Annotated in this window: 15 protein-coding genes; 4 read left to right on the top strand and 11 right to left on the bottom strand. The window is 67.7% G+C overall.

What is annotated here, in order from left to right; genetic code table 11:
- Positions 1 to 41 precede the first annotated feature (41 nt).
- Together KQ910_RS03800 and KQ910_RS03795 are read right to left on the bottom strand one after the other, a co-directional pair.
- Positions 42 to 479 (bottom strand): OmpA family protein, encoded by a 438-nt coding sequence (locus KQ910_RS03800; RefSeq protein ID WP_216957149.1) that lies wholly within the window; start codon positions 477 to 479, stop codon positions 42 to 44.
- Positions 476 to 1,072, bottom strand: coding sequence for a 2-hydroxychromene-2-carboxylate isomerase (locus KQ910_RS03795; RefSeq protein WP_216957148.1), 597 nt, complete (start codon positions 1,070 to 1,072; stop codon positions 476 to 478). Before KQ910_RS03795 ends, KQ910_RS03800 begins: the two co-directional genes overlap by 4 nt.
- Positions 1,073 to 1,144: 72 nt before the next feature.
- Between KQ910_RS03795 and KQ910_RS03790 the strand changes: the two genes are divergently transcribed.
- Complete coding sequence (locus KQ910_RS03790; protein WP_216957147.1) at positions 1,145 to 1,900, top strand: glucose 1-dehydrogenase; 756 nt, start codon at positions 1,145 to 1,147, stop codon at positions 1,898 to 1,900.
- A 167-nt stretch (positions 1,901 to 2,067) separates the two neighbouring features.
- Here the strand turns inward: KQ910_RS03790 and KQ910_RS03785 are convergent, their stop codons facing one another.
- From KQ910_RS03785 to KQ910_RS03760, 6 genes are all read right to left on the bottom strand, one after another.
- The gene (locus KQ910_RS03785) at positions 2,068 to 2,592 is read right to left on the bottom strand and encodes a hypothetical protein (protein ID WP_216957146.1); all 525 of its coding nucleotides are present in this window, start codon (positions 2,590 to 2,592) and stop codon (positions 2,068 to 2,070) included.
- A gap of 39 nt (positions 2,593 to 2,631) precedes the next feature.
- Positions 2,632 to 3,405 carry an SDR family NAD(P)-dependent oxidoreductase gene (locus KQ910_RS03780; RefSeq protein ID WP_216957145.1) on the bottom strand — a complete coding sequence of 258 codons (774 nt, stop codon included), beginning with the start codon at positions 3,403 to 3,405 and terminating at the stop codon, positions 2,632 to 2,634.
- Positions 3,406 to 3,488: 83 nt separating this feature from the next.
- Positions 3,489 to 4,115 carry a 2-hydroxychromene-2-carboxylate isomerase gene (locus tag KQ910_RS03775; protein ID WP_216957144.1) on the bottom strand — a complete coding sequence of 209 codons (627 nt, stop codon included), beginning with the start codon at positions 4,113 to 4,115 and terminating at the stop codon, positions 3,489 to 3,491.
- Between the two features lie 59 nt (positions 4,116 to 4,174).
- A complete protein-coding gene (locus tag KQ910_RS03770; RefSeq protein WP_216957143.1) occupies positions 4,175 to 4,891 on the bottom strand; it encodes a pirin family protein in 717 nt (238 codons plus the stop codon).
- 210 nt (positions 4,892 to 5,101) lie between these two features.
- Positions 5,102 to 5,641, bottom strand: coding sequence for a VOC family protein (locus KQ910_RS03765; protein WP_216957142.1), 540 nt, complete (start codon positions 5,639 to 5,641; stop codon positions 5,102 to 5,104).
- Positions 5,638 to 7,299: a flavin-containing monooxygenase gene (locus KQ910_RS03760; protein WP_216957141.1), complete on the bottom strand. Its 1,662-nt coding sequence runs from the start codon at positions 7,297 to 7,299 to the stop codon at positions 5,638 to 5,640. Before KQ910_RS03760 ends, KQ910_RS03765 begins: the two co-directional genes overlap by 4 nt.
- An 81-nt stretch (positions 7,300 to 7,380) precedes the next feature.
- Here KQ910_RS03760 and KQ910_RS03755 point away from each other — a divergent pair, with 81 nt between their 5' ends.
- Genes KQ910_RS03755 through KQ910_RS03745 form a run of 3 tightly spaced genes read left to right on the top strand, consistent with a single transcriptional unit; the run spans position 7,381 to position 10,153 of the window.
- Positions 7,381 to 8,421, top strand: a complete 1,041-nt coding sequence (locus KQ910_RS03755) for a LacI family DNA-binding transcriptional regulator (RefSeq protein WP_216957140.1) — start codon at positions 7,381 to 7,383, stop codon at positions 8,419 to 8,421.
- Positions 8,422 to 8,444: 23 nt separating this feature from the next.
- Positions 8,445 to 9,416 (top strand): Bug family tripartite tricarboxylate transporter substrate binding protein, encoded by a 972-nt coding sequence (locus KQ910_RS03750; RefSeq protein WP_216957139.1) that lies wholly within the window; start codon positions 8,445 to 8,447, stop codon positions 9,414 to 9,416.
- On the top strand, positions 9,413 to 10,153 hold the full coding sequence (locus tag KQ910_RS03745) for an SDR family NAD(P)-dependent oxidoreductase (protein WP_216957138.1): 741 nt from the start codon (positions 9,413 to 9,415) through the stop codon (positions 10,151 to 10,153). Before KQ910_RS03750 ends, KQ910_RS03745 begins: the two co-directional genes overlap by 4 nt.
- 11 nt (positions 10,154 to 10,164) lie before the next feature.
- Here the strand turns inward: KQ910_RS03745 and KQ910_RS03740 are convergent, their stop codons facing one another.
- The 3 genes from KQ910_RS03740 to KQ910_RS03730 form a co-directional block, all read right to left on the bottom strand.
- The gene (locus KQ910_RS03740) at positions 10,165 to 10,698 is read right to left on the bottom strand and encodes a hypothetical protein (RefSeq protein WP_216957137.1); all 534 of its coding nucleotides are present in this window, start codon (positions 10,696 to 10,698) and stop codon (positions 10,165 to 10,167) included.
- A 92-nt stretch (positions 10,699 to 10,790) separates the two neighbouring features.
- A complete protein-coding gene (locus tag KQ910_RS03735) occupies positions 10,791 to 12,875 on the bottom strand; it encodes a hypothetical protein (RefSeq protein ID WP_216957136.1) in 2,085 nt (694 codons plus the stop codon).
- Positions 12,872 to 15,664, bottom strand: coding sequence for a DUF4159 domain-containing protein (locus tag KQ910_RS03730; protein ID WP_216957135.1), 2,793 nt, complete (start codon positions 15,662 to 15,664; stop codon positions 12,872 to 12,874). Before KQ910_RS03730 ends, KQ910_RS03735 begins: the two co-directional genes overlap by 4 nt.
- Between the last annotated feature and the right edge of the window lie 2 nt (positions 15,665 to 15,666).

The following is a 15,666-nucleotide window of genomic DNA, read 5'->3' as shown; positions in this document are numbered from 1 at the left end:
CTCCCCATTTGAATGGGGAGGAAAGCTTGAGAGACGGTGCTCTACCGCGCGTAGAAGATCGTCACCTTGCGGTCGATGTCCGAGGCGTTGTCGCTGCCGAAGCTCATGTTCCCGAAGGCCTCGGGATCGGCCACGATGGTGATGTTCTTCGCGGGATAGCCGTCGCGGATCATCTCGGCAGCCACTGTCTGGGCGCGCGCACGGGCGAGCTTCAGATTGTAGGCCTTGTCGCCAAGCTTGTCGGTATGGCCGATCAGGCAGACGGCCGAGACCTGGCGATCCTTTGCGATCTTCACCGCCTGCGCAATCGCCGGCTTCTCGGCCTGCCTGAGATGCGAACTGTTGAGGTCGAACAGGATGCGGACCGGCTGCGGCTGGCTGCTGCCGCCGCCGCGCGGGCAGGTGCCGACGGTCTGCGCGAAGGACGGCGTGGCGGCGAGCAGGATGCCGCCCGCGAGGAGGGCGCCGATTCTTTTCACTTGAGCTCTCCCTTGAGGGCCATTTCGACGAAGGGGAGGCGATCGTTGCCGAAGAACATCATGTTGTCCACGAAGCAGGTCGGCGCGCCGAACACGCCGCGTGCGACGGCTTCCTCGGTAGTGGCCTTGAGCCGATCCTTCACGTCCTGATCCTGGATGCGGGCGCCGACCTTCGCCGGATCGAGGCCGGCCGACGACAGCACGGCGGCGATCTCCTTCATGTCGTTCAGGTTGCGGCCGTCGACCCACATCGCCTTGTAGACCGCGGGATGATAGCGCTCGAACGTACCGTCGATCTGCGCCGCCGCGGCGCCGCGCATCAGCGCCAGCGTATTCACCGGAAAGAAGGGATTGCGCTGGAACGGCACGCCGTAGTGGCGCGCCCACAGCGGCATGTCGAAGCCGCTCCATTTGGATTTCTGCGGCAGCTCGGCCGGCGAATGGTTGCCCGTCGCCTTGAACACGCCGCCCAGCAGCATCGGCTTGCGCACCAGCGTTGCGCCCGCGCGCCGCGCGATCCCCTCGACCTGCGTGTCGGCGAGATAGCTGTAGGGGCTGCCATAGTCGAAGTAGAATTCCAGCGTGCGGGTCATCCGTTCCTCCTTGCTTGTGGCAAGCCTGCGCCGCTTCTAGCCTTGCGACAAGAATGTTCAAGGGAGGATCGCATGGGCCGCGTGGCAGACAAGGTCGTGCTGGTGACGGGCGCGGGGTCGGGCATCGGCCGGGCATCCGCGCAGCTGCTGGCGGCGGAGGGCGCGACGGTGATCGTGACCGACGTGAACCGTGCGGGCGGCCTGGAGACGGTGCAGCAGATAGGGGGCCAAGCCCGCTTCGAGGAGCAGGACACGTCCAAGGAAGCCGACTGGAAGCGCATCATCGACGACATAATGGCGCGCGAGGGCCGGCTGAACGGGCTCGTGAACAATGCCGGCATCGCCGGGCCATTCCCCTCGACCTTCGAGGGCGAGAGCCTCGACCAGTGGCGCCGCATCCTGTCGATCAACGTCGAGGGCGTGTTCCTCGGCTGCAAGTATGGCGTTCCCGCGCTCAGGTCCTCGGGCGGCGGCTCGATCGTGAACCTCTCCTCGCTGGCGGCTTTCCTCGGCACGCCCGACCTCTCGGCCTACGGCGCCAGCAAGGGCGCGGTGCGGCAGTTCACCAAGACGGTGGCGATGGATTGCGCGCGCAAGGGCTACAAGGTGCGCTGCAACTCGGTCCATCCCGGCATCATCATGACGCCGATGGGCGAGAGCATCCTCCCCAGCGAGAAGGCGCGCGAGCGCACGCGCCAGCGCGTGCCGGTCGGTCATTTCGGCACGCCGGAGGACATTGCCTACGGCGTGCTCTACCTGATTTCCGATGAGTCCCGCTTCATGACCGGCGCGGAGCTGGTCATCGACGGCGGGATGAATGCCATATGAGGCGCTCCGCTGGCGGAGCGCCTGGCGGCGTGTAGCGCTGCAGGGAGCGCAGCGACCGAAGCGCGGGCGCCGTGCGGTGCAGAAAAGATGGAGGTGCGCCAACCCGGCCGTGCGGGCTCTCGCGCTTGATTACAAGCGCTGCCGCCCGCCAGCGCCTCTGAAGGCGCTTACTTAATATTCACCTGATGAGTGAACTTGTCGCCGTCGCTGATCGTGATCTGGTGGAAGCCGAGCAGCTTCAGCAGGTCGAAGAAGTTCGCGTCCTCGGCGATCGTGCGCTCCTGGAAGAACGGCGACAGGCGCGACATGGTCGTCATGTTCGCGAGGATCGCGCGCGCACGGAAGATCGTGCTCATTTCGCCGGGCTGCAGGCCGACGATGATCATCTTGTCGGCCTTCTCGCCCTTCACGAAGACCGCGTAGGGGACGCGGTAGGCCGACTGGATGGTGCCCTGCGACACGACCGTGGCGAACTGCACGCGCTGGGCGCGCTCGGCGCCGGCGATCGTCTGCATCGGCGAGGTGTAGGTCTCGATCGCCGTCGGCTTCGGGTAGTAGTAGCCGACATAGCGGTCCTCGTCGGCCTTCGGGGTCGCCGCGGCGGCCGTCGGCTTGGGCTGCTGCTGCGCGAAGGCGGGCAGGGCGCCGAAGGCGAGGAGGACGGCGAGGCCGGTTGCAAACCGATTCATCATGAGTATTTCCCCAAAGACTGATGCTGTAGTGGCGACGGGCTAGAACAACGTATAGCCGCCATCGATGACGAAGTCGCGTCCCGTCGTGTAGCCGGAGGCGCTGCTCGCCAGGTAGACCGCGATCGGGCCGAAGTCGGCGCCGCTGCCCCAGCGGCGGGCCGGGATGCGCGGCAGGACGTTGCCCGCGAACTTCGGGTTGGCGACCGCATTGGCCGTCATCTCGGTCTCGATCCAGCCCGGCAGGATCGAGTTCACCGTGATCTTGTAGCGCGCCAGCTCGACGGCCAGCGCCCGCACCATCGCGGTGACACCGCCCTTGCTGGCGCCGTAGTGGCTGGAGCGGGCCGCACCTTCGATGGCCGCGGTGCTGGCCATCGCCACCAGCGAGCCGCCCTGGCCGCGCTCGACCATGTGCTTGGCGGCTGCACGAAACGTGAAGAAAACGCCGTCGAGGTTGATCTGCAGGACGCGGCGCCATTCGGCGTAGTCCATCTCGAGGATCGAGCCCTTGCCGCGGCCCGAGACGCCGGCATTGGCGACGCAGTTGTCGACATGGCCCATCACCTTCACCGTCTCGGCGAAGGCGTCCGCCACCTGCTTCTCGTCGCCGACGTCGACGATCTGGGCGTGGACCTTGCCGCCATGCTTCCTGAGCTGCTCGACGGCGGCGTCGTTCTTCTCCTTGCGCGTCCCCCAGATGCAGACGCCCGCGCCGGCCTGTGCCATCGCGTCGGCCATGCCGAGGCCGATGCCGCCATTGCCGCCGGTCACCAGCGCCACCTTGCCCGTCAGATCGAAGCCCTTGTAGGCCATGCGTCTCTCCCAAACGAAAACCGGGCGGGATCAAAGCCCGCCCGGTCTCTATCGTCAATTGATCTTGGATCTCGGGGCGGGGCCTATGCCGGCGGCCAGACTCCCGCATAGGGCTTTCGTAGCGCCCGTTCGACCATGTCGAGGCGATCCTGGCCATAGAACATGTCGCCATCGACGAAGTATGTCGGGGAACCGAATACCGAGCGGCGGATCGCTTCGTCCGTATTGGCCTGGTAGATCGTCTTCACCTCCGGCGAGAGGGCAAGATCGAGCAACGGCAGTGGATCGACGCCCGCTCCTCGTCCGATCGCAGCCAGGGTGTCCCGGTCGGCCAGATCGGCGTCGTCTCGCCAATGCGCTTCCAGCATCGCATGAGCCAGATCATCGATCTCGATGCCGCGCACCAGCCCCGCGATCAGCATGCAGTTGGGCAGCGTGATGTCGTTGGCGTGATGGGTGGGTATCCGGCCCAGCCACGGCGCGCCGCGCTCCTCGCTCCAGCGCTCGATTTCGCGGCCGAAGTAATATGCCGCGTGTGCCCTGGTGCGACGGCCGAAAGGTACGGCACCGGCTTCAGCCACGACGCGACGCAGGTCCACTGGTCGGTGCGCGATCCGTCGGCCGGCCGCCGCGACAATCGCCCTGAATCGCGCCGAACCGAGATAGGCGAACGCGGAATGCGCCGCGTAGAAATACTCGACTTCCTTCACGCTCTCTCCGCACAGATGCCGGAGCATCCTAGCGGGAGAGAGCGGAGGGACAGAAGGGCTCAGTTCAGCCGGTCCGTTTCGACCAGCACAATCTCCGCATCCTCGAGTGCCACGATCTCGATCTCGTCCTGGTCGACGACCGCCACGCCGTCGCGGGCATTGGCCGTCACGACCGTGCCGTCGCTGCCGCGGACCTCGATGCGGCCCTTGGCGGGCACGAGATAGGCGGGCTTGCCGTTCAGCGTCTGCCGGGTCGACTGGCCCGCCTTCACCGTACCGGCCATCAGCGAGCCGTCGGCATAGAGCGGGATCGCCCCGTCGTCGCCGCGCCCCGAAGCCAGCGGCACCAGCCTACCGTCGCGCGCGTCGGCGGGGAACTGCACCGTCTCCCAGCGCGCCGGCACGCCCTGCTTGTTGGGCAGGATCCAGATCTGGAACAGCTCGGTCTCGGCCTGCTCCATGTTGTACTCGGCGTGCTGGATGCCGCTGCCCGCGCTCATCACCTGGATCTGGCCCGCTTCGGTCCGGCCCTCGTTGCCGAGATGGTCCTTGTGCGTGATCGCGCCCTTGATGACATAGGTCACGATTTCCATGTCGCGGTGAGGGTGCGGCGGGAAGCCCGACTGCGGCGCGATCCGGTCGTTGTTCCAGACGCGCAGCGCGCCCCAGTGGACACGGTCCTGATTGCGGTAGTCCGCGAAGCTGAAGTGGAAGTTGGCCTTGAGCCAGCCGTGGTCCGACTTGCCCAATTTCTCGAAGGGTCTGAGCTCGATCATGGTGTTCTCCTTGTTGCCCCCAAAATGGCCTTACAAGGAATGCGATCAAGTTTCTGGCTGGTAACGGTGGGCTGAGCGGAGCTCAGCCCCAGGAGCGGCAGGACATTGCTTTGGGCAATGTCCGAGAGCGCCGAAGGAAGAACGATCACTGGAATTTTATGACCCCTCCGCCCCTACGGGGCACCTCCCGATTTGAATGGGGAGGCAATACTAGCGCACAGGACGGATCGGATCGGTACCGTCCCAACCGAGCGCGCATTTCCGCACATGGTCGAAGAAGCGGCCCTTGCTCCCGCTGATGTCGGAGATCTCCACGACGGTGCCGGCAAAAGCGCCAGATGGTGCCCCCGTGTCGAAGTAGGCGAAGCGGCCGCGTTCGCCGCCGATCTGGCCTTCATGGCCCATCGTGTAACCGAGGCTGAGTGCCCGGTCGTACAGGGCCTGGTAATCGGTCGACCAGAAGGCCAGGTGCTGCAGACCCTCGCGGCCGGAATCGAGGAACTCCTTGTACATCGACGGCGCGTCGTTGCGCTGCTGGATCAGTTCGATCTGCAGGTCGCCGGCATTGGCGAGCGCGACGCTGAGTTCGAGGGGCGAGTCCTGTCCGCGATGGCGGAACCAGTCGGTCTTCACGCGATCGATGTAGAACCACGGGCCGACCTTGAGCACGTCGATCCAGTGCGCCATCGCGGCCTCGATGTCGCGCACGACATAGCCGTTCTGGCGGACCGGGCCGAACAGGCGGCTCATTTGCCCACCGCCCGCTCGCGTCCGGGCGAGGCCCCGAACGTAAAGCCCCTGTAGCCGTCGGCCACGATCTCCTTGCAGGTCGTGCGATAGCCCTCGCCGATATACGGCATGAACACGCGTGGCTTGCCCGGAATGTTGACGCCCAGGTACCAGGAATTGGCCTTGGGAAAGAGCGTGCGGTCGGCGACCTCGGCGACATGCGTGCCCCAGGCCGTCTGCGCATCGCGATCGGGCTCTATCGTGCCGAGGTTGCGCCGTCGCATGTGGGTCAGGCACTCCGCGATCCAGTCGACGTGATACTCGCAGTTGGTGATGACGTTGCCGATGACCGACGGGCTGCCCGGTCCGGTGATCGTGAACATGTTCGGGAAGCCCGCGACGGTGAGACCGAGATAGGTCCGGGGTCCTTCCGACCACGCGTCCTTCAGCGTGACGCCGCCCCGTCCCCTGATATCGACCGCGAGCAGGGCGCCGGTCACGGCATCGAAGCCGGTCGCGAAGACCAGCGCATCGAGCTCGAAATGCCGCGATGCCGTCTCGACGGAATCGGCCGTGATCTTCTCGATCGGCTCGTCGCGCAGGTTCACGAGTTCGACGTTGGGGCGGTTGTAGGTGTCGAAGTAGTCGGTATCGACGCACAGGCGCTTCACGCCGAACGGATAGCCTTCGGGCGAGAGGGCCGCCGCGGTCTTCGGATCCTTCACCGTCTCGCGGATCTTCTGGCGCACGAAGTCGGCGGCGACCTCGTTGACGTCCGGATGGACCAGGATGTTGGGGAAGGCCTTCAGGAAGCCGCCGCTGCCGCCGTCCTGCCAGAGCTTCTCATAGTGCTTCCACTGGACGTCGCGCGGCGGCACGTCGGCGGTGAACGCGGTCGGCGGCACGCGCCCGAAGTCGGATTGCTCGAGGCTCGCGAGATAGGCTTCCAGCCCGTCGTCGAAGCTCCTGTGGTCCTCGTCGGTCAGCGGGCGATTGCGCGCCGGCACCGAGAAGTTGGGCGTACGCTGGAAAACCACGAGCTGCCGGGCGGCCCGGGCGATCATCGGGATCGCCTGGATGCCGGACGATCCCGTGCCGATGATGCCGACGCGCTTGCCCTCGAAGCTGACGGGCTCCTGCGGCCAGCTCGCGGTATGGAAGATCTCGCCCTTGAAGTCGGCGACGCCGGGAATGTCGGGCGTGTTGGGCACCGACAGGGCGCCGGTCGCCATGATGACGAAGCGGGCGCGCAGGCGGCTACCGCGATCGGTCTCGACGATCCAGCGCTCGGACGTCTCGTCGAACGTCGCGCCGGCGACCCGGGTGTCGAACTGGATCAGCTTGCGCAGGTCGAGGCGGTCGGCGGCAAACTGGGCGTAGCGCAGGATCTCGTCCTGGCCTGCGTACCGGTTGGTCCAGCGCCATTCGCGGCGCAGCTCCGGCGACCAGCTGTAGGAATAGAAGAGGCTGGGCACGTCGCAGCGCGCGCCCGGATAGCGGTTCCAGTACCAGGTGCCGCCCACGTCCGGCGCCGCCTCGAGGCCGCGCACCGACAGGCCGATCTCCCGCAGCTTGTGCAACGCATAGAGCCCGCCGAAGCCGGCGCCCACCACCACGACATCGCAGTCGTCGATGCCGGTCTCGATCGCACCCGCATGTTCCTGGACGCTCGCCGCCATGCTCCGCAAACTCCCGAATATGGAAACGTTTCCAATTTAACCTTGCAAGCGTTGGCCTCGATGTCAATTATGCGACTTCGTATGGCAGAAATCGTTTCCAAGGCCACGATTCGCGACGTTGCGCGGACCGCCGGGGTGTCGGTCGGATCGGTGTCGCGCGCGCTGAACGGCGGCAAGAACGTCAGTGCCCGGGTGGCGCGCGACGTGGCCGCGGCGGCGGAGAAGCTCGGCTACCAGCCGGATTTCCTGGCGCGCAGCCTGCGCACGCGCACCACCGGCATGGTCGGCTGTCTCGTCTCCGACGTCGCCAATCCGCTCTACGCCAGCATCGTGCAGGCGGCCGAGGCGCGGCTGCGCGACGCCGGCCTGCTGATGGTCGTCGCCAACACCGTGAACGATCCCGCGCGCGAACGGGCGATGGTCGCCGCCTTTCGCAGCCGTCGCCTCGACGGGATCCTGGTCGCGCCGGGCAGCGACGAGAACGACCGGGCATGGTGCGAACTCGCCGCCGGCGGCGCGCCAGTCGTCATCCTCGATCGCGACGTGCCTCAAGACGAGGGTTCGCCGTGGCCTGCGGTGCTGGTCGATCATCGCGAGGGTGCTCGGACGGCGACCCGCTACCTGATCGGTCTCGGTCATCGCCGCATCGCCCTGCTGACGCCGGGCGCCCGCATGCGGCCGGGACGCGAGCGCATCGCGGGCTTCCACGCGGCCTTCGCCGAGGCCGACATCGACCCGGCGGGCGCCGAGATCTGCCTCCAGGAATCGTCCATGGATTTCGCCCAGGGCGATGCGCTCGCGCTGCTGCAACGCGAGCGGCGCCCGACGGCGATCATCGCGCTCGGCACCCGCATTCTGGCCGGTGCGCTGCGCGCCGCCCGCGACCTCCGGCTTTCCATCCCGGCAGACCTGTCGGTAATCGCGGTGGGCGACACCGATCTCGCCGCCGTGCACACGCCGGCGATCACGGCCCTGCGCTGGAGCCTGGAAGATGTCGGTCGCGCGGCTGCCGAGCTGTTGCTGCAACGGCTGAAAGGCGCTTCGGGCGAGGGACAGTCGCGGGCGTTGCTTCCGGTCGACCTCGTGCTGCGGGAGTCCTGCGGGCCGCCGAAGACGACGTAATCAAGAACCATGTGGAGGAAAGAATGAGACTGCTGCGGAGGGCGTTTGCCCTGACTTTGGCCTTGGGCCTCGCGACACCGGCGCTCGCGCAGACGGCCGACGCCAAGTGGCCGACCAAGCCGATCCGCCTGATCGTGCCGTTCGCGGCGGGCGGCGGCACCGACCTGGTGGCGCGTGCGCTGGCCGAGAAGCTCGGCACCGCGCTCGGCCAGACCGTGGTGGTTGACAACAAGCCCGGCGCGTCGGGCATCATCGCGATGGAAGCGGCGCAGAAGGCGCCGGCGGACGGCTATACGCTGGTCCTCGGATCGGCCAGCACCGTCGTCGTCAATCCGGCGGTTTTGCCCGACCTGCCCTACGATCCGATCAAGGACTTCGAGCACCTGGCCGACATCGGCTCGGCCACGGTCGTGATGGTGGCCAGTCCGGACTATCCGGTGAAGGACCTGCGCGACGTGATCGCGCTGGCCAAGGCCAAGCCCGGTGAAGTGAACTACGGGACCTGGGGCAACGGCTCCACCGGCCATCTCTGCGCCGAGATCATCCGCGCCGGCACCGGCATCAACATGACCCATGTGCCCTACAAGGGCGCCGCGCCGGTGCTGAACGACGTGGCGGCGGGCCACATCAAGCTCGGCTTCTCCGACGTTCAGTCGGCGGTGCCGATGGTGAAGTCGGGCAAGGTCAAGGTGGTGGTCTCCTGCACGCGCCGCTCGATCAACTTCCCCGACGTGCCGGGCTTCGTGGAGCAGGGCGTCGATTTCGACTTCGTCTGGCGCTACGACCTGATGGCGCCGATCAACACGCCCAAGCCGATCGTGCAGCGGCTGCACGCCGAGCTGATGAAGATCCTGGCGATGCCCGACATCAAGGCGCGCTGGGCCGAGTTCGGCATGACCGCCTCGACCATCAGCCCCGACGATCTAAAGGCGCAGACCGCCAAGGACATCGCGACCCTGCGCAAGATCGCGCAGCAGGCGAACATCAAGCCGTGAGCTCCATCACGCAGCAGGTGGCCGTCGTCACGGGTGCGGCCAGCGGACTGGGCCGCGCCATCGCGCATCGCTTTGCAAAGCAAGGCATGCGGGTCGCGCTGTGGGATGTCGATCTCGCCGGTGCTGAGCGTATCGCAGGGGAGATCGGCGCGTCGGCGAAGGCCTTCGCCGTCGACGTGACCGATACCCAGTCCGTGCGCGCGGCCTGGGCGGCGAGCAAGGCGGCGCTCGGCACGCCGTCGATCCTGGTGAACAGCGCCGGCATCCTCGGTCCCTCGGCCGGCATCGCCTCCTATCCCGAGGAGCAGTGGCACCGCGTGCTCGACATCAACCTCAACGGCACGTTCCGCTGCTGCCAGGCGGCAGTGCCCGACATGGTAGCGAGCGGCTACGGCCGCATCGTCAACATCGCCTCGATCGCGGGCAAGGACGGCAACCCGAACGTCGCGGCCTATGTCGCGTCGAAGGCCGCCGTGATCGCGCTCACCAAGTCGATGGGCAAGGAACTCGCGACCTCAGGCGTGCTGGTCAACGCGATCTCGCCCTCGGCCTCCGAGACGGCGATCTTCGGTGAACTCACCGACGAGCGGCGCGCAAAGCTGCTGGCCAACGTGCCGATGGCGCGCATGGTGCGTCCTGAAGAGGTTGCCGAACTGGCCTTCTGGCTGTCGTCGCCGGCCTGTTCCTTCTCGACCGGCGCCGTCTTTGACATCTCGGGCGGTCGGGCGACCTACTGAGTAGCGCGGCCTCAAGAGGCAGCTAACGCCTTGCGCCTGAAATAGAGGAGGCAGGCCAGTGCGATCATTGCTGCTCGCCCGCTAGACGCCACGAGGAGGTACCAATGGTACGCAAGCTGCGTGCCCGGCGCGGTGGAGCACAGCTTGAACCGGCCGCCGCTGTGATGACCGACCGAATAGGAAATGAAATAGAAAGCGGCCACGAATATCGGAAATATCAGGGCGATCAGGAGGCGGTCCCGCGAGGTCTCGAGGGGCGCTGTCGACGCCTTCTGGAAATGAGCCTGTTCCGATGCGGTCAGCTTCAACGAGACCGCACGCGCCGCGATCACGAGTTCGACGGCCAGTAGTAACCAGAATAGTATCCTGGCGCCGATCGCGATGTTGCAGTTCTGCCCAGTGAGGGTCATGCCGAAGGTCTCGGCGATTCTGGCGAGAAGGTAGTGGTCCCGTGTATCGGCTGCGATCAAAATGCCGCTAGTGAGGACTGCCAGCCCGACCATCCAAAACACCGAGCAAAGCGTGAAGCGCTGTATGCGAGTCATGCCGGTCTCGTCCGACAAAGCGTGATGACGGCCCGAAGCTTGGCACGAAGGCAGAGCCGGCGCGAACCGCGTGCCACTGATGGGAAGAGCGCTTAACGCCCTTCGCGCCACCAGGCGCTGGCGATGGCCATCAGGAAGGCGAGCGCCACGAGGATGCCCGGCAGCAGCGGAAGCTGGTTGATGCCGGCGACGGTGTAGCCCTCGTTGCGGCGCAGGCCGATCCAGTCGGATCCGCCGGCGGCGCGGCCGGGGCGGACGGTGCGGATGTCGGGCTCGGACTGGTCGGAGATCCACATCAGCCCGCCGCCCGTTGCTTCGACCAGCGGCTTCAGCTTCGCGTCGGTCGCGCGCACGTCCGAGAATTCCAGCGGATCGGGACTGCCGACCGCGGCGACGGTGCGCAGCGTGCCGTCGTCGAAGCGATAGAGGCCGGGCTTGTCGACATCGACCACGGCGAGGCCGAGGCCCGGCGCGGTCTGGCGCAGGTCGAGCGTGCGCGTGGCGCCGCCAGGCGAGGTCATGGTGACCTGCGGGAAGGTGGCGGCCAGCGTGCGGCGCGTCACCTCGATGCGGCCGCCGATCGCCGTGGCGCGCAGCGCCTCTTCCTCGAGATCGGGTTCCTTCATCAACCAGTGCGCAACGCGGCGTACGAGTTCGGGCTGCGGGCCGCCGCCGTCGATGCCGCGATTCCACAGCCACAGGTGATCGGACAGAAGCTGCGCCACGCGGCCCTCGCCGACGCGGTCGAGGATCACCAGCGGCTTCTCCTCGGCACCGGCCAGCACGGCGTTGCCGCGCTCGGTGCGCGACGTGATCAGGCGGAACCAGCGGCCCCATTCCGGCTCCTTGTTGGGATCGCCGGCCTGCGGGAGATTGGCCGTCACCGGATGACGCTGGCCGATCTCGGTGACCTTGGGCTTGAAGCCGGTTTCCACCACGTCGCCCGTTGGTGCGCCGGGCAGGATGGCGCCCAGCGGCGTGCGATAGAGCGAACGCTGGGTCGCGAAAACGGGACCGACCGAGACGAGCAGGGCGCCGCCGCCCTTCACGTATTCGGTGATGTTGCGGAAGTAGTCGCGCGTGATCAGGTTCCCCGACTCGTAGCGGTCGAAGATGATCAGATCGAATTCCTTGAGCTTCTGCTCGAACAGCTCGCGCATCGGGAAGACGATCAGCGACAGTTCGCGCACCGGCGTGAAATCGTCCTTCTGCGGCGTGCGCAGGATGGTGAAGTGCACGAGATCGACCGCGGGGTCGCTCTTCAGCAGGTTCCGCCACGCCCGCTCGCCCTGATAGGGCTCGCCCGAGACCAGCAGCACGCGCAGCCGGTCGCGCACGCCGTTGATGGTGAAGAGCGCGCGGTTGTTGTCGAGGGTGAGCTCGTTTTGGCCGGGGCCGACTTCCAGCTCGACGACGTTGGCGCCGGGGTTGCCGACGGTGATCGGCAGCTCGACCGAGCGGCCGACCGGCACGTCGATGCGCTTCACGACCTCGCCGCCGACCGACAGCGTCACCGGCGCGGTGCCGCCGGCGGGATCGTCGATGCGGAACTTGGCGACGACGTCGCGGCCGACCACGCCGAAGCGCGGCGACTGTTCCAGCACGATCAGCCGGTCGCGTTCGTTCTTCTTGCCGGCGATCAGCGCATGCACGGGCGCGCCGCCCAGCTCCGGCGGCACGCCGGCCGGCAGGTCATGGACCTGGCCGTCGCTCAAGAGAACGACGCCGGCCAGTCGCTCCGGCGGAATCTCGATCAGGGCCGAGCGCATCGTGTCGATCAGGCGCGTGCCGCCCGGCCGCTCGCTGCCCAACTGGATCTGCGACGGCGGCAGCACGACCTCGCGCACTTCCAAGCCGTCCTGCTGGCCGAGCTTGCGCTTCAGCGACTCGCGCGCGGTCTGGACCTGCTGGCGGCGTTCGCCGATCGCCATGGAATCGCTGTCGTCGACGACGACCAGCGCCACGTCGGCGATGGGCTTGCGCTGCTCCTCGATCAGCGAGGGATTGGCCAGCGCCGCCAGCACGACGACGAGCGAGCCCAGCCGCCAGATCGTGCCGCGCGCGCCCGCGCGCAGACCGAGCAGGACAAGAACGAGTCCGACCGCGCCCAGCACGGCCAGCACCGTCCACGGCAGCAGCGGATCGAAGGCGACCGAGACGGCCGATGTCATGTTCATCGCCTCAACCTCTGCATGATGTCAGGCAGGTGAACCTGGTCGTCCTTGTAGTTGCCGGTCAGGGCATGCATCACGAGGTTGACGCCGAAACGGTACGACATCTCGCGCTGCGTCTCGCCGCCCGGCGAAACCGGATTGAGGCCGCGGCCGCGCTGGTCGGTGGCCCAGGCGCCGGCATAGTCGTTGGAGCCGATCAGGATGGTGGTCACGCCGTCATTGACGCGGCCGCCGCCCGACTCGATCCAGAGCTTTCCGCCCTGCCAGCGGCCCGGCATGTCCGACAGAAGATAGAACGCCCGGCTCAGCACATGGTCCGGCGGCATGGCGACCAGTGGCGGCGTCTCGACGCCGGCCAGCAGGCGCTTGAGATCGGGATTGCCCCCGGCCGGACGATCGAACGTCATGTGCTGGTCGCGCGTGTCGATGAAGATGATGCCGCCGGTCCGCAGGTAGCGGTCGAGCGCGGCCTGCGCGCGCGGCGACAGCGGCGGCTGCGTCGAGGTCACGGGCCAGTAGATCAGCGGATAGAGGCGCGGTTCGTCGCGCTCGAGATCGAGGCCGACCGGATCGGCCGGCTCGACCGAGGTGCGGCTGCGCAGGATCTCGCTCAACCCTTCGAGCCCGGCCTTGCTGATGTCGTCGACTTCCTTGTCGCCGGTGACGATGTAGGCGAGGCGGATGTCGAGCGAGCCCTTCAGTGCCTGCTCGTCGGTGAGCGGTGGCGGGCCGGGTCTTGCCGCCGGCGCCGTCGCCGCCGTGCCGGGACGTTGCGGCGGAGCGGGCTGCTGCGCCTCAACGTCGGGTGAACTCGTGAAGACGAGAGCGCCGAGAAGGAGTGCGGCCGGTGCGGCGCGGCCGAAGCGGACGGCCTTGGGCAGCAGGCCGCGCAGCCACAGCGAGATCAGCAGGTCGGCGAGCAGCAGCAGGAGCGCCGCCAGCAGGAACCACTTGGAAAGATCGGTCTCGCCGCCTTCCGAGAGCCTGTCCGTCGAAATGCCGCTCGGCAGCGCCAGCGGCTTCGGCGCGGGAATGCGGCCGCCGATGTTGAAGGCGACCTGGGCGTTCTCGTCGCCATAGAGGCCGGGCGGGGAGGAGGGCCTGGGCTGGAAGGTCTCGACGGCGTCGGGCGGCAGGATCTGGATGCCGGCGGGCGGCGCGCCGAGGCGGCCGAAGCCGTCGAGCGTACGCCACGGCTTCAGCGCCTTGTTGACGCCGTCGCCGGCAACGCCGCGCGACAGCGTCACGAGACGTTGCAGCATGTTCACGAACAGGCCCGACAAAGACATGTTGCTCCAGCCGGTGTTCGCGGTGGTGTGGATCAGCACGAGATAGCCCTGGCCGCGCTTCTCGGCGGTGACCAGCGGCGTGCCGTCGGCCAGGCGCGCCCAGGTCTTGTCGGCGAGGTCGGGCGTCGGCTCGGCCAGCACCTGCTGCGAGATGCGCACGTCCTTGGGGATCGGAATGCCGAGGAAGGGGCTGTTGGGTGGGAACTCGGCCAGCGAACTGGGCTGGCCCCAGCTCATGATGCCGCCCAGCGCACGGTCGCCGAGGCGCAGCTTGGTCGGCACGAGGTTGTCGGCGCCGGCCGCGAGGTTGGGGCCCGCAAAGCGCACGGCGACACCGCCGCGCTCGACCCATTTCGCGATCTCCTCGCGGTCGTTGGCCGACGGTGCCGCGCCGTCGGGGATCAGCAGCACGGCGGTGTTGCGCGTCAGGACCGATTCGCGATCGCCGATGCTCAAGCTCACATAGGGATCGAGGGCGCGCTCGAGGAAGTAGATCTCCTGTAGCAGTGGCTGGTTCCCTGCGGTGGCGCGCTCGCCCAGGATGGCGACCGGCCGGCGGCGATGACGCTCGTCGAGCAGGATAGTGCTGCCGGCCCCGCCCTGCGCCTCGATGTCGAGGCGGGCCATGCGATTGCGCAGCTCGGGCGGGATGGCCAGCACGCCTTCGCCCTGCGTCGCGGTCGCGGCGAAGTCGAGATCCATGCGGGCCACGACACGGCCCTGTTCGTCGGACGCCTGGATCGCGGTCTTGCGGGGGCCGTCGGCGGCGGCGCGCAGCGCCCGCACCTTGAGGTCGCGGCCTTCGGCGACAGGCGGCAGCAGAAGGAGCGGCGTCGTTGCCTGGTCGGGCAGCAGAACTTGCAGCCCGTCGAAGCGACGCAGGCGTTCGGCGAGGCGGGTCGCGCCTTCGTCCTCGAGGCCATCGCTCAGCCACACGGCATAGGCGCCCGGATCGATCTGCATCTGGTCGATGGCGGTGGCCGCGGCCGTGCGATCGGTCGACCAGGGCTTGGGGCGGAAGGCGCGCAGCAGCGTGCGCGCCTCGTCGGGCCGCATCGCGCCACGGCGAACCGCGGGGGCATCGAGCGGCGCCGGCGCGGTGCCGACCAGCACGACAGGGCGGTTGGCGCGTTCGGCGCGCTGGATCAGCCGCTCGGCATGGGCGGTGCGCGTGGCCCAGCCTGGCGCGCTCGACCAGCCGTCGTCGATCACCAGCAGCAGCGGGCCGCGGCCCGGCAGGTCGGCCTGCGGGTTCAGCAGCGGGCGCGCCACGGCGAGGATCAGCGCGGTGGCGAGCAGCAGCCGCAGCAGCAACAGCCACCACGGCATCTTCATCGGCGTCTGCTCGGCGGGCTCGAGCCCGACCAGCAGCCGGATCGCCGGGAAGCGCACGAGCTTGGGCAGCGGCGGGATCAGCCGCAGCAGGAAATAGATCGCCGGGAGGGCCAACAGCAGGGCCAGCATGCCGGGAGCGGCAAAGGCAAACGCGCCGAGACTCAGCATGT

Source organism: Reyranella humidisoli, from assembly GCF_019039055.1.
Taxonomy (GTDB): Bacteria; Pseudomonadota; Alphaproteobacteria; order Reyranellales; family Reyranellaceae; genus Reyranella; species Reyranella humidisoli.
This window is presented reverse-complemented; position numbering and strand designations above follow the sequence as displayed.